Genomic DNA, 13,939 nt, shown 5'->3' with positions numbered 1-13,939 from the left:
TTCAGCCTAGCCGTCACTACTTGATAGTGCAAGTCATTCGCAATTTGCCGGCATCCGCTCAGCCCGCCGGCCGCAGGTCGCCGAGCAGCGTCGGGATCAGCTCCGAGACGGTCGGGTGGATCGGCACCGCCCGTTGCAGGCTGGTGCAGGGCAGCTTCGCGCTCATGACGTCGAGGATGCCGTGGATCGCCTCGTCGCCGCCCGTCCCGAGGATCGCGGCGCCGAGGATGAGCTTGGTCTCGGCATCGACGACGGCGGCCATGAACCCCTGCGTCTCGCCCTTTTCGATCGCCCGCCCGACCCGGCTCATCGGGCGCCGGGCGACCAGCAGGGGCCGCCCGGTGGCGCGCGCCTGCGCCTCCGTCAGCCCGACGCGGCCGAGCGGCGGGTCGATGTAGAGGGCGTAGGCCGGCACCCGCTCGCTCACCCGCCGCCGCTCCCCGTCGAGCAGGTTGGCGGCAACGATCTCGAAATCATTGTAGGCGGTGTGGGTGAAGGCGCCCCGGCCGTTGCAGTCGCCGAGCGCCCAGATGCCGGGAACGTTGGTGGCGAGGCTGTCGTCGACCTGGATGTAGCCGCGCGCGTCGGTGACGACCCCCGCCGCGTCGAGGCCGAGATCGTCGGTGTTGGGCCGCCGCCCGACGGCGAGCAGGACATGCGACCCGACGATCTCCGGATCCCCCGCCCGGCAATCGACGCCGACGGCCACGCCCTCGCCGCGCGGCGCGAGGCGGATGCAGTCCGCCCCGGTGCGCACGGCGATTCCCTCCGCTTCCAGGATGGCGCGGACGGCGTCCGACACGTCGGAATCCTCGCGGGCGATCAGGCGGGGGCCCTTCTCCACGATGGTGACGCGGGCGCCGAAACGGCGGTGCATCTGGGCGAATTCGAGCCCGATGTAGCTGCCGCCGATCACCACCAGATGCTCCGGCACCCGGTCGAGCTCCAGCATCGAGCGGTTGGTGAGGTAGGGGACGTCCCGCACGCCCGGCAGATCCGGCACCGCCGCCCGGCCGCCGACATTCACGAAGATGCGCGGGGCGGTCAGCAACTCGCCGCCGACGCGGATCCGGTCCGGCCCCTCGAAACGGGCGTGCCCGGCGATCACCGTGCAGCCGGCCATGCCGCGCAGCCACGCCTCGACGTTGGCGCGGGCGTTGGCCGCCACCGTGTCGGCGCGGGCCTTGACGCGCGCCATGTCGATGCGCGGGGGCGCGTCGAACAGAATCCCATACTCGGCGCCGCGCCGGGCCAGATGCGCGGCGTAGGCGCTGGCGACCAGCGTCTTGGTCGGCATGCAGCCGGTGTTGACGCAGGTGCCGCCGAACAGATGGCGCTCGACCAGCGCGACCGACATCCCCGCCCCGGTCAGCCGGCCGGCGAGCGACGGCCCCGCCTGCCCGGCCCCGATGACGATGGCGTCGAAACGGCGACTCTGTGGACCGCTCATGGGATCATCCTCACGATCAGGATCGCGCCGGCGATGGCGACCGCGTCCTCGATCAGCGCCGCCGGCCGGTCGCTGCCGAACGCCCCGGCCAGCCGGGCGCGGGCGGCCCGCCCGCCGAGGGTGCCGATCACGGCGCCGGCCGCCCCGGCGACGCTCCCGATCAGCAGGGTCCACTGGTCGCCGCACAGCGCCGCCCCGCACAGGGCCCCCGCCAGGATCCGGGTGCCGAACTGCACGGGAACGGTGCGGCTCGGCGTCGAGGGATGCTGGTCGGCGACCAGCTCCGCGACCGCCAGCGCCGTCAGGATGCGGTGCGCCCAGGGATGGGCGAGCCAGACGAGCCCGTCGTGGGTCAGCGGAATCCATCCGAGATGGGCGGCCCAGCTCACCACGGCCGGCGCGGTCATGGCGCGCAGCCCCGTGACGATGCCGATCAACAGCGCAAGCAACGGAATCATCCCGCGACCCCCGCAACAGGCAAGCCGCCGGTCAGTGTGCCTGCGCGGCGGGGAAATGCCAGCCTCTTATCGGCGCCGGACTCTCTTTTCGGGCGAGCGGCCGGGCGGCCCGCCCACAGCGCGCTTCACGCCAGGTGCATCCACAGCCGCATGAGCTCCGGAACCGTGCGGATGGCGAGCTTGGAGAGGATGTTCGCCCGGTGCGTCTCGACCGTGCGGACGCCGATCCCCAGCCGGTTGGCGATGGCCTTGTTGGTGCAGCCCTCGACCATCAGCCCGGCGACGTCCTTCTCGCGCGCGCTGAGCAGCGCCAGCCGCGCCAGCGCCGATTCCGCCGCCGAACGGTCGCGGCGCTGGCGGGCGTCGCGCTGCAACGCCTCGTGGACCCGGCGCAGGAACACGTCGTCGTCGAACGGCTTCTCCAGGAAATCGACCGCCCCGGCCTGGAGGGCGGTGACGGCGGCGCGGACCTCCCCATGGGCGGTGATGACGATGACGGGGATGCCCGAGCCGCGCCGCGCCAGTTCCTCCTGAAGCTCCAGCCCGTCCATGAAGGGCATGCGGAGGTCGGCCACCACGCAGCCCGGCTGGTCGGGGCCGTGGCGGTGCAGGAACTCCAGCGCGTTGTCGAAGGTGCGGACGCTCAGTCCGGCGACCTCGACCAGGGCCGCCAGCGCGTCGCGCACCGCCTCGTCGTCGTCGACGATGAAGACGACCGGTTCGGGAGCGGCGGCGGAATCGGTGGGATCGGTCATGAACAGGCTCGCGGTGCGGTCAGGCGGCTGGAAGGAACATGCGGAACTGAGCGCCCTGCGCCGCCGCCGGCCCCGCCCCTGGCCCTGGCCCGGAGTTGCGCGACAGCCACAGCCGGCCGCCGTGGCTCTCGACGATCGAGCGGCAGATCGGCAGCCCCAGCCCCATCCCCGCCGGCTTGGTGGTGGCGAAGGGGGAATAGAGCCGGTCCACCATGTCGGCCGGCACGCCGGGGCCGCTGTCCTCGACCTCGAAGGTGACGCCCTCCGACGGTGCCGAGCGGACCCGCAGGACGACCTCGCGGACCGGGCTGTCGGCGGCGGCGATGGCCTCGATGCTGTTGTGGACGAGGTTGAGGAGCACCTGCTCGATCTGGATGCGGTCGGCCAGAACGTCGGGCAGCGGCTCCGCCATGTCCAGCCGGAGTTCGACCCGGTTGTAGGCGGCGTCGGCGCGGACCAGCGCCACCGCCTCGCGGGCGATGCCGGCGGCGGGTTCCGGCACAAGCTGCGGCGAGCCCTTGCCGAGGAAGGTGCGCAAACCGCGGATGACCTCGCCGGCCCGCTCCGCCTGGGCGACCGCCTTGTCGATCAGCTCGTGGGCGCGCGGGGGAACCTCGCAGCCCTCCAGCACGCGCTGGGCGGCGCGGGTGTAGCTGATCGCCGCCAGCAGCGGCTGATTCAGCTCGTGCGCCAGGGCCGACGCCATCTCGCCGGTCACCGCCAGCCGGGCGATGTGGGCCAGCTCGGCCTGATGCTCGCGCAGCCGGGCCTCGACCCGGCGGCGCTCGCTGACCAGGGCGCCGAGGAACAGCGCGGTGATGGCGAGCGCCAGCATCAGCGTCTGGTGGTAGACGACCGCGTGCAGGGGGAAGCCGATCAGTTGCAGCCCGGCGATCAGGCCGCTCTGGATGGCCAGCGCGGTCAGCACCGCCCCCGGCAGCCCGTGCGAGACGGCGACCCAGACCAGCGGCAGGAACAGCACGTAGAACAGGTTGAAGCGGCCGTCGCCGACCGGCAGGAAGACGACCAGCAGCGCCGCCGCCGTGGCCGCCGTCTGGGCCGCCGAGGGCGGTTTCGGCAGCCTCCAGGCCGGCGTCCGCCCCGGCTGGTGGAGGATCAGCAGGAACGGGGTCATCACGGCGATGCCGATGGCGTCGCCCAGCCAGTACTGGAAGGCCAGCAGCGGCAGGTCGGCGGCGGCGATCGCTCCGTCGAGCACGAAGATTCCGACGAAGACCGGGGCGACGGCGGCGGCGCTGAGGAAGGCGACGCCGACCAGCCAGCCGACGTCACGGACCCGCTCCAGCGCCGGGTCGATCGCCACCCGGCGGCGCAGGACATGGGCGGCCACCCCATAGCCGGCGACGATGGCGAGATTTGACGCCAGCAGCGAGCCGGCCGAGGCCGGATGCCCGCGCACCACCAGATCGGCGACCACCAGCGTGACGTACACCACCGGCAGGCCGCGCGCCCCCGTCCACAGCAGCAGCGCCATGAACAGCCCGGCCGGCGGGTTCCACGGCGTGATGTTCAGGCTGGGGCGCGGGTGGATGAAGGTCAGCCAGTCGAGCGGCAGATAGACCGCCATGAAGGCGAGCGACAGCAGCAGCAGGTCCCGGCCGGACGGGCTGGCCGACAGGAAGGCCCCGGCCGGCCGGGTGACAGGCATCGACGGCATCTCACACGCTTCTTTCGGTCCACGCTCGTGAAGGGCCGCCAGGATACACCACCACCCGGCGCGGTGGGGCTGTTCTGGAACACAGCCCCTCTCCCGCGAGGGGAGAGGGGCTTGCATCAGCGCCTACAGGAAGGCCTCAGCCGATGAAGAAGGGCTGCGTGCCGTGCGCGGCGATGGCGCTCGCCAGACGCTCCAGCGCGTGGGCGTAGGCGGCGGTCCGCATCGGAATGCCCTTGGACTCCCGCATGTCCCACACCCGGCGGCCCTCGGTCTCCATGATCGTGCGCAGACGCTCGTGGATCTCCTTCAGGTTCCAGTAATAGCCCTGGCGGTTCTGCACCCACTCGAAATAGGACACGGTGACGCCGCCGGCGTTGGCCAGGATGTCGGGCAGCACGATGGCGCCCTTGCCCTCCAGGATGCGGTCGGCCTCGGGCGTGACCGGGCCGTTGGCCAGCTCCAGCACGATGCGGGCCTTGATCGAGCCGGCGTTGCCGGCGTGGATCTGGTCCTCCAGCGCCGCCGGGACCAGCACCTCGCAGGGGATCGCCAGCATCGCGTCGGCATCCACCACCCGGACCCCGCCGCCGGCGAAGGCGGTCACCGAACCGCCGCGCGCCTTGGCCGCCTGCACGGCGTCCGGATCGAGCCCGTCCTCGCAGACGATGGCGCCGCGCGAATCCGACAGGCCGACGATGCGGTAGCCGTCGGCGTGCAGCAGCCGGGCGATGTGCAGGCCGGCGTTGCCGTAGCCCTGCACCACCACGCGCTTGCCCGAGTTCGCCAGCCCCAGCTCCTCCTCGAGATGCTTGAGCAGGTAGTAGCCGCCGCGCGCCGTGGCGTCGTCGCGGCCCAGCGAGCCGCCGAGCGGCAGCGGCTTGCCGGTGATCACCGCCGGGCTCGGCTGGCGGACGATCGAGCTGTACTCGTCGGCCATCCAGCCCATGATCATCGAGTTGGTGTAGACGTCCGGCGCCGGGATGTCGCGGTCCGGCCCGATCATGCCGGCGAAGGCCTGGACGTAGGCGCGCGACAGCCGCTCCAGCTCGGACTTGGACAGGCTGTGCGGATCGACCTTCACGGCGCCCTTGCCGCCGCCGTAGGGCAGGTTCATCACCGCGCACTTGAAGGTCATCCAGAAGGCGAGCGTCGTCACCTCCTCGACGTTGGACCCCGGATGGAAACGGATGCCGCCCTTGGTCGGGCCGCGGGTGTCGTCGTAGCGGCAGCGCCAGGCCGGGAAGGAGCGGCGCGAGCCGTCGTCCATCCGCACCGACAGGCGGACGCTCAAGGTCTCCTTGGCGTATTTCAGCTTTTCGAGAACCTCGGAATCCACCTCGACATGCTTCGCCGCTTCGTCCAGACGGCTGAGCGCCCCCGCAAGCAAATCGTCCATCGCGTTGTCCCTCAATCAAATCGGTCAAGTGTCGGATCGGCCCGGCGCGCCGGACGGGGGCGGGCAGTCCCTTCGCAGGGTTCCCCTTGCCGCCCCCTGGGTGCGCGGGCCGGTTCCTTCTACTCAGGAAAAACCCGGACCGAAATATCCGTAACAATACGGAATTCGTTCAAGATATTGATAAGTAATGATGTTTTTTCGAGAAAACCTTCAACGCCCGGCCTTCCGTAGTCTTACGGATGGAAGCCGTTCCAGGCCATGGGCAGTATTTGCCGCTGGCCGACGACACTCTTCTCCCACCCATGCGAGGACACCGATGACCGAGGGGGCTGACCATCCGCTGATCTGGATCGGACGCGCGGATTACGGCCGCCTGCTGCGGGCGGCGGAGGGGCTCGCCGCTCGGGCGCCCGAGCTGTCGGCCGTCCTGTCGCGGGAGCTGGAGCGCGCCATCGTCCGCCCCGACGCCGACCTGCCGCGCACCGTCGTGCGGATGGGCAGCCGCGCGCTGTTCCGCCGCGCCGAGGGGGTTTCGGCCGAATGGGGAGTGCTGGTCTACCCGGACCAGCCCGCCACGGAAGGCCGGATCTCCGTGGCCTCGCCCCTGGGGGCGGCGCTGATCGGGCTGCGCGAGGGGGACCGCATGGCCTACCTCGACGCCGACGGGACCACCCGCCGCCTGTCGGTCGAGCGCGTCCTCCCGGCCTGACCGCCTCCCCGTTTTTCTCGCATCGCCTTGCCGACCCACAGGACCCGACCATGACCACACCACCGCATCCCGACTCCCGGAACGGCGCGCCGCGCGGCCCCCTGCCCGCCATCACGCTGACCGACAGCGTTCACGAACGGCTGTACGAGCTGGCCTTCGCGGTGCGGGGCCGCCAGTCGGAGGTGGCCGAGTATCTGGAGCGCGAGTTGGAGCGGGCCTGCGTGGTGGCGGACGACGCGCTGCCGAAGACGACCGTCACCATCGGCTCCCACGTCACCTTCGAGGAGTGCGACACCGCGCAGCGCCACAGCGTCACGCTGGTCTGGCCGCGCGAGGAGGACGCCGCGCGCTCCCGCCTGTCGGTGATGACCCCGGTCGGCGCCGCCCTGATCGGGCTGCGCGCCGGCCAGAGCATCGGCTGGCGGAACCGCGCCGGCACCTGGCGCCGCCTGAGCGTCAAGACGGTGTCCCAGGCGGCGCCGGCGGAGACGGCGCAGGGGCAGCCCGCCTGAGGGCGGGCACCCCCGCGGCCGGCCCCGTCAGCCGGTGATGAACCAGGAGGACGAGACCTGGTTCGGCCGTATGCCGTCCAACTCGACCAGACCACCGCTGCTCAGGTTCACCAGCGCGTTCGAGCCGACCTCGGTGACGGTCCAGGTCACGCCGACGCCGATCTGCAACCGGTCCCCTTCGGCGGCGTTGAAGTCGCCGATCCGGTCGATCCCGGAAGCGATGCCGAAGCCGAAGACGTCCGCCCCGGCGCCGCCGAACAGGGTATCGTCCCCGGCGCCGCCGACGAGGACGTCGTTGCCGGCCCCGCCGAGCAGATAATCGTCCCCCAGCCCGCCGGACAGGAAATCGTCCCCCAGCCCGCCGGTCAGGGTGTCGTCCAGAACGTTGCCCACCAGCACGTCGCGGCCGGCACCGCCGGTCAGGCTGGCGGCGGGGGCCAGACGGTCGAACAGCAGGGCGTCCTGCCGGCCGTTGCCGTCGCCGAGCACCAGAGCGTCGTTCCGGCTCTCCCCGGCGATGTAGCGGCCGTCGCCGGACACCGAAAGACCGGTGGCGATCCCGTCACCGCTGTCCGGCAGCAGCCCGGCCGCCCGCGCGCGGGTGATCTCCCCCGTCACCATGTCCTTGATGAAGGTGTCGTTGGTCCCGGCGACGTCGCCCCCCACCAGATTGGAGGCGGTGCTGGTGAAGACGACGTAGCGGCCGTCGTCCGACAGCTCGACCTCGTAGCAGCCGCTGTTGCCCCTCGTTCCGTCGACGCCGGTGTTGGCCATGGCGACGGCGCCGGTCTGGAGATCCTTCACGAGGATGTTGGTGGAGGCGCTCTGCGCGCCGTTTGCGTCGCTGTAGCCGACGATGGCGGCGTAGCGCCCGTTGGCCGACAGGGCGATGTCGTTCATCACGTCCAGGCGGGTGCCGTCGGCGGCCGTGTTCACGCGGGTGACCGCGCCGGTCTGCATGTCCTTCAGGAAGACGCTCCGGTTCGCGCCGCCGCCGCCGTTGCCACCCTCCACCAGATCGGACGCGTAGCCGCTGAACAGCACGTAACGGCCGTCCGCCGAGATGTCGGGGGTGAAGCTGTTGGGACGCACGGCACCCGACCCCGTCAGCAGACCGCCGCCGCCATCCGCGCGGACGCTGGCCCGCGTCAGGGTGCCGGTCTGCAAGTCCTTCACGAAGATGTCCTGCGCACCGTTGGTGTCGCCGGCCACAAGGTTGCTCGCGTCGCTGGCGAAGGCCACGAAACGCCCGTCGGCGCTGACCGAGCCGAGGGTGCTGCGGTCGTTCCCCTGGGTTCCGTCGCTGGCGGTGCTGGCGCGGACGATGGCCCCGGTCTGCATGTCCTTGACGAAGACGTCGCTCTGGCCGTTGGTGTCGCCCGCCACCAGATTGCTCGCGCTGCTGGTGAAGACGACGTAGCGCCCGTCTTGCGACAGCGCGGTGGCGCTGCCCGACAGGTTGCCCGCCGTTCCGTCGGCCGCCGCGCTGGCCAGCGTCACCGTGCCGGTCTGGAGATCCCGGACGAACACCCCGCTCACGACGCCGCCGTTCCCGTCGGAGCCGGTGCCGGAGAAGGCCGCGTAGCGGCCGTTGCCCGACAGCACGGGGGCCGAGCCGCCCTGGGCCGAGGCCGTGCCGTCGGCGTTGGCGCTGATCAGCCGCATCTGCTGCGGATCGGCGGCGAGCTGGGCGGTGAAGCCGTCGCTGACGCTGGCGCCGTCCGCACCGGTCAGGGTGACGGTGCCGGTGAAGCTCCCGGTCTGGCGGTAGCGGTGCCCGGCGGTCAGACCGGTGGCGGTGCCGGCGATGGTCTGGCTGCTGGTCTGTCCGTCGCCCCAATCGATGGTCGCCTGGGTGACACCGGCGGTGAAGCCGAGCGACAGGCCGACCAGCCCGGGCTCTCCCTGGCCGTCGGCGGCCAGCTTGCCGACATCCACCGCGAAGAGGTCGGCGACACCGTTGATGTCGTTGCCGACCATGTTGCCGGCCGCGGTGGCGAGGACCGCCCGGCCGCCATCCGCGCTCGCCCCCACCAGGGTCGCCCCGCTGTTGAGCTGGGCGCCGTCGGCGGCCGTGCTGATCCGGCGGACCGCGCCGGTCTCCAGGTCCTTCAGGAACACGTCCTGCGCGTTGTTGCGGTCGCCGGCCACCAGGTTGGAGGCGGCGCTGGTGAACAGCACCGATTTCCCGTCCGGACCGAAGACTCCGCCGCTGCTGGCCCCGTTGGCCTGGCTGCCGTCGGCGGCCGTGCTGACCCGGGTGATCGCGCCGGTTTGCAGGTCGCGGACGAACAGATCCGTCACCCCGTTGGTGTCGCCCGCGACCAGGCTGGACGAGGCGCTGGTGAACAGCACATAGCGGCCGTCCTGGGAAAAGGCGTTGGCGGTGCCGCCGCTGGCCGTGCCGGCGGGCGCGCCGTCGAGCCGTTCCTGGACCCCGGTCTGGAGGTTCCGCAGGTTGAGCATCCCCGCCTCGGAATAGGCCAGCCATTGGCCATCGGGCGACAGGACGGGGGAATAGGTGTCCGGATGGTTGGTGAAGGTCCCGGTGCCGGCGATGGTGGTGCTGACGCCGGTCACCATGTCGCGGTGGACGACCTGTGTCACCGGCGTGCTGTGGGGGGCCGGCGGGGGAGCGTTGGTGTAGACCAGCGTCCGGCCGTCAGCCGTCAGCCGGATGTCCCTGGCGCTGTTGGAGCCGATGTTGACGCTCGCGCGCTCGCCGGTCGCCAGGGTCAGGATGTTGATGACGCCGCCGTTGCTGTAGAGAAGCCGGCCGCCGTCGTCCGAGAAGGACGGGTCGATGTCGCTGCCCCCGACGTCGATCCGCGTCCGCGTGCCGCTTTGCAGATCCTTCACGAACAGCTCGGTCTGGCCGTTGGTGCTGTTGGAGGTCATGATGTAGGCGACGAAGCGGCCGTCCGCCGAGACCGCCCCGTTCATGGCGGGCTGGACCGCCTGGCCTCCATCAGTGGCCGTGCTGGCGCGGACGACCGCCGTCGAATCGAAAGCCGCCGCCGTCCACCCCATCGAGGTTATGGACGGCCCGGCGGACGGTTCCGGCTCGTCGCCCAGCCGGAGGTTGGCGGCGGTCAGCGACGCCTTGGTCACGCCCATCAGCCGCACGCCGGTGGAGGCGTCGAGGTTCAGCACCGTGCCGCCGGCGTCCTCGGTGGCCGAGGCCATCAGCGTCTGGAAGCCGCCCAGACCGCTCCAGCCGCTGAGATCCAGCACGTCGCCGCCGGCCCCGGCCTGGAAGTCGCCGATGGCGTCCCAGCCGTCGCCGGCGTTGATGACGAAGCGGTCGGAGCCGGCGCCGCCCTCCATGTAGTCGTTGCCGGCCCCGCCGATGATCGTGTCGTTGCCGGCGGTGCCGTACAGCTCGTCACGCGCCGCGGTGCCGGTCAGGACCTGCCCCGGCGCGCCGCCGCCGGCCGCCGCGTCGTCGTTGACGATCACCCCGGCGGCGCTGCCGGCGGCGATGGTCCAGCCGGCGCTGGGCGCCGACAGGGTGACGGTGAAGCCCTCGTCCGTCTCGACCGCCGTGTCGGCCAGCACCGGGACGGCGATGGTCGCCGTGCTCTGCCCGGCCGCGAAGGTCAGCAGCCCCGACGGCAGCGCGTTGCCGGCGAAGTCGGCCGCCCCGGCGGCCGAGGCGCCGGAACCGGCCACCGACCAGGTGACCGACGCGGCGGCCGAGACGTCGCCGCTGCGCGTCACCGTGAACAGGAAGCTGGTCGTGCCGCCGCCGCTGCCCTCCGCCACGCTGACCGTCGCCGGGCCGAGGCTCAGCGTGCCTCCGACGGAGGAGCCGGGCAGCGGATTGCCGGGGGTGCCGCCGCCGGCCGCCAGCAGCACGTTGTCGGCCGTCAGCGCCGAGCGGGCGACGCCGGACAGACGGACGCTGGCGGTGGGGCTGAAGGTGAGGACGGTGTCGTTGCCGTCGGTGGCGGCCAGGGCCATCAGCGCGGTGAAGTCGGTGATACCGGTCCAGGCGGTGAGGTCGAGCCGGTCCCCACCGGCGCCGGCCTGGAAATCGCCGATGTAGTCCCAGCCGTCCCCCGGCCGCAGAACGAAGGTGTCGCGCCCGGCGCCGCCCTCCATGTAATCGTCGCCACCGCCCCCGGTGATCGTGTCGTCGCCGTCGCCACCGAAGATCTGGTCGCGCATGCCGTTGCCGGTCAGCCGGTCATTGCCGGCGCCCCCGCCGATCGTGTTTTCCTCCGCCCCGCCGGTCAACGTGTCGGCACCGGCTCCACCCCAGAGAACGGCCATTTTTCTGGCTCCATCAGCAACGTGTTGTTGAGACGGTTGCAAATCTTTCCTCAATGGTTGCTTCTGGCAATCGTCCCGCCCGGACGATATCCGTCCTGGCGGAAGCGATTCCTTCGCTCCTTCCGTCGGCTGGGACACGATCTTTGGACGCGAACGGAACAATCTTTCGGATGTGGGACAGGTCCTGTCGCCGGCCGGCCGGGCCGCCCCCGGCCGAATTTTTCCGGTCCGGCGATGCAACCCTTCCGCGCTATGCCTGTTTATCTGCCGACACTCAGCGGAGGGCCGGACCGCCGGGGCACCGAACGGCAGGGGTCCTGGCGACCCCGCACCCAAAGACATAGCCCGGAGTAAGCGCTTCGCGGCTCTGCCCCTCGGGCCGGTTGGGGACTAAGGTACGGCGCAAGGGACTTGCCAGGTCCCATCGGAAGGAGGAAACATGAGCATCATGGAGACCGCCGTGGCTACGTCGAAGGTTGCCGCCATCCCGCGCGGCACCCTGTCCGATGTCGAGGCCATCGCCGATCGGTATGGTTGGTCGACACCCATGGCCCGCTGGTGGATGTCCTGCGCCGCCTCGACCGTCGGCAGCAGCAAGCCCGAAGCGGTGATCGCCTTCCTCGACAAGACGGTCGGCGGCGTCACGATGATCCGCCGCTGACGTCAGAAACGCTTCCCGCCGGATCGCCCCGGTGTGGGCGGGGCCGGTGTGGCCGGGGCCGGGGCCGACCATCCGCGACGGGTGGCCGGCGCCGGCCCCGTTCGCGTTGGGGCCATTTTTCCGCGAGCGGCGAGCGGCGGAACCGCTACGGCACCCGCTTCTTCTCCAGCTTGCGGGCGAGCGTGCGGCGGTGCATGCCGAGACGCCGGGCGGTTTCCGAGATGTTGAATCCGGTGTCGACCAGCGTCTCGTGGATTCGTTCCCACTCCAGGTTCTTCAGCGAGGTGGTCCGCCCGGCCAGCGCCACCGAGGTGTCGCCCTCCGTCCGTTCGAAAGCGGCCTCGATGTCGTCGGTGTTGGACGGCTTGGCGAGGTAGTGGCAGGCGCCGAGCTTGATCGCCTCCACCGCCGTGGCGATGCTGGCGAAGCCGGTCAGCACGACGATCCGCATGTCCGGGTCGTGGGCGTAAAGCTCCTTGACGCATTCGAGGCCGGAGCCGCTGCCGAGCTTCAGGTCGACCACGGCGTAGCCCGGCTGCACCGTCTCCAGCAGCGTCCGCACGCTGTCGAGCCCGTCGCACCAGTCGACCGTGTAGCCGCGCCGCTCGAAGGAGCGCCGCAGCGCCTTCACGAAGGAGGCGTCGTCCTCCACCAGCACCAGCCGGCGCTCCAGCTCCTCGGCCGCGTCCGGTTCGGCCGGATCCATGTCCGGCCCGCGCTCAATCGCCATCGCCGCCTCGCGGGGAAAGGGCTGCCAGCGGCAGGGTCAGGGTGACGGAGGCGCCGCCGCCGGGACGGTTCCTCGCCGAAACGGTGCCGCCGACCTTGCGGATGACGTTGACGACCAGGAACAGGCCGAGCCCGCTGCCCGGCCGCCCCTTGGTCGAGCGGTAGGGGGTGCCGAACGCCGCCAGCATGCCGTCCTCGAATCCCGGACCGGCGTCGTTCACCGCGACGATGAGGCTGTCGCCCTGCCGGCCGACCGCGATGCCGATCCAGTTGGGCGAGACCTCCAGCGCGTTGTCGAGCACGTTGAAGATCACCTGCTTCAGGGCGAGGTCCCAGACCATGCCCTCCCGGCCGGGAAAAGCGTTGTCGTAGTCGAGGCGGCCGGGCGAGCGGCTCGCCCGCCATTCGGCGACCAGCTCGTCGAGAAAGGCGTTGACGGTCGTCCGCACCGTGCCCTCGCCACGCGCCTCCCCCGACGACATCAGGATGCCGGTGAGGATGCTCTTGCAGCGGTCGATCTGGCTCTGCATCTCCGACAACTCCTCGACCATGTCCGGGTCGGCCTTGATCGCCGGCATGCGCCGCCAGTCGTTCAGGATCACCGACAGGGTCGCCAGCGGCGTCCCCAGCTCGTGCGCCGCGCCGGAGGCCAGCAGCCCCATGCGGACGATGTGGTCCTCCTCCATCGAGCGCTGGCGCAGCTCCGCCAGATAGGAATCGCGGGCGCGCAGGTTGCGGTTGATCCGGGTGATGAAGGGGACGAGCAGGCTCGCCGCCAGCACGAAGCCGACGAAGCTGCCCTGGATGTGCAGGTTGAGGAGGTTGCCCTCATGCCCGTAGGGCAGCTCCAGCGGCCGGTAGGAGCCGGTCAGCCAGGTCAGGCAGGCGGTGGCCACCAGCACCAGCGTCCAGGCCGCCCAGGCCTCCAGCAGCACGGCGCCGATGGTGACCTGGAGCAGGTAGAGCGAGATGAAGGGGTTCGTCGCCCCGCCGCTGAGATAGAGCTGGGTCGTCAGGGCGGCGACGTCGATCAGCAGTTCCAGGAAGAGCTGGATGTTGGTGACGGCGGCGGTGCGGCGCAGATGCAGCAGGCTGGCGACGTTGAGCCCGACCAGGAACAGCACGACCACGGCCATCGGCGCCAGCGGCAGCGCGATGCCCATGTGGTAATGAACGATCAGGATCGTCACCGCCTGGCCGACGACGGCGAGCCAGCGCAATTGAACAAGAAGAAACAGGTTCTTCTTGTCGGCCGTGTCACGCGCGGGAATCGCTCCGCTCCTCGTCAGATCGTCCAAACCCCGCCCTTATATGGG

General features: G+C 71.1%; 11 protein-coding genes. 3 read left to right on the top strand and 8 right to left on the bottom strand.

Features of this window, described 5'->3' with window-relative positions; genetic code table 11:
- Positions 1 to 58 precede the first annotated feature (58 nt).
- From J2847_RS05675 to J2847_RS05655, 5 genes are all read right to left on the bottom strand, one after another.
- On the bottom strand, positions 59 to 1,450 hold the full coding sequence (locus tag J2847_RS05675) for an FAD-containing oxidoreductase (protein ID WP_209777800.1): 1,392 nt from the start codon (positions 1,448 to 1,450) through the stop codon (positions 59 to 61).
- The gene (locus J2847_RS05670) at positions 1,447 to 1,899 is read right to left on the bottom strand and encodes a DUF4126 family protein (RefSeq protein ID WP_411800562.1); all 453 of its coding nucleotides are present in this window, start codon (positions 1,897 to 1,899) and stop codon (positions 1,447 to 1,449) included. The genes J2847_RS05675 and J2847_RS05670 overlap by 4 nt, the downstream gene beginning before the upstream one ends.
- Before the next feature lie 134 nt (positions 1,900 to 2,033).
- Positions 2,034 to 2,663: a response regulator transcription factor gene (locus J2847_RS05665; protein ID WP_209777797.1), complete on the bottom strand. Its 630-nt coding sequence runs from the start codon at positions 2,661 to 2,663 to the stop codon at positions 2,034 to 2,036.
- A 19-nt stretch (positions 2,664 to 2,682) separates the two neighbouring features.
- Entirely contained in the window at positions 2,683 to 4,341 is a 1,659-nt protein-coding gene (locus tag J2847_RS05660) for an ATP-binding protein (protein ID WP_233474307.1), read from the bottom strand.
- A 136-nt stretch (positions 4,342 to 4,477) separates the two neighbouring features.
- The gene (locus tag J2847_RS05655; RefSeq protein WP_085554220.1) at positions 4,478 to 5,737 is read right to left on the bottom strand and encodes a Glu/Leu/Phe/Val family dehydrogenase; all 1,260 of its coding nucleotides are present in this window, start codon (positions 5,735 to 5,737) and stop codon (positions 4,478 to 4,480) included.
- Between the two features lie 316 nt (positions 5,738 to 6,053).
- Between J2847_RS05655 and J2847_RS05650 the strand changes: the two genes are divergently transcribed.
- Positions 6,054 to 6,446, top strand: coding sequence for a GreA/GreB family elongation factor (locus J2847_RS05650; RefSeq protein WP_209777795.1), 393 nt, complete (start codon positions 6,054 to 6,056; stop codon positions 6,444 to 6,446).
- 50 nt (positions 6,447 to 6,496) lie between these two features.
- Entirely contained in the window at positions 6,497 to 6,958 is a 462-nt protein-coding gene (gene rnk, locus J2847_RS05645; RefSeq protein WP_209777794.1) for a nucleoside diphosphate kinase regulator, read from the top strand.
- Positions 6,959 to 6,985: 27 nt separating this feature from the next.
- Here rnk and J2847_RS05640 read toward each other — a convergent pair whose 3' ends face one another.
- A complete protein-coding gene (locus J2847_RS05640) occupies positions 6,986 to 11,233 on the bottom strand; it encodes a beta strand repeat-containing protein (protein WP_233474306.1) in 4,248 nt (1,415 codons plus the stop codon).
- Between the two features lie 439 nt (positions 11,234 to 11,672).
- Between J2847_RS05640 and J2847_RS05635 the strand changes: the two genes are divergently transcribed.
- The gene (locus tag J2847_RS05635; protein WP_209777791.1) at positions 11,673 to 11,894 is read left to right on the top strand and encodes a hypothetical protein; all 222 of its coding nucleotides are present in this window, start codon (positions 11,673 to 11,675) and stop codon (positions 11,892 to 11,894) included.
- 145 nt (positions 11,895 to 12,039) lie between these two features.
- Here the strand turns inward: J2847_RS05635 and J2847_RS05630 are convergent, their stop codons facing one another.
- Positions 12,040 to 12,624 carry a response regulator transcription factor gene (locus J2847_RS05630; protein WP_411800561.1) on the bottom strand — a complete coding sequence of 195 codons (585 nt, stop codon included), beginning with the start codon at positions 12,622 to 12,624 and terminating at the stop codon, positions 12,040 to 12,042.
- Positions 12,614 to 13,921 carry an ATP-binding protein gene (locus J2847_RS05625; protein WP_233474305.1) on the bottom strand — a complete coding sequence of 436 codons (1,308 nt, stop codon included), beginning with the start codon at positions 13,919 to 13,921 and terminating at the stop codon, positions 12,614 to 12,616. Before J2847_RS05625 ends, J2847_RS05630 begins: the two co-directional genes overlap by 11 nt.
- Between the last annotated feature and the right edge of the window lie 18 nt (positions 13,922 to 13,939).

The organism is Azospirillum agricola (genome assembly GCF_017876095.1).
GTDB classification, from domain to species: Bacteria; Pseudomonadota; Alphaproteobacteria; order Azospirillales; family Azospirillaceae; genus Azospirillum; species Azospirillum agricola.
This window is presented reverse-complemented; position numbering and strand designations above follow the sequence as displayed.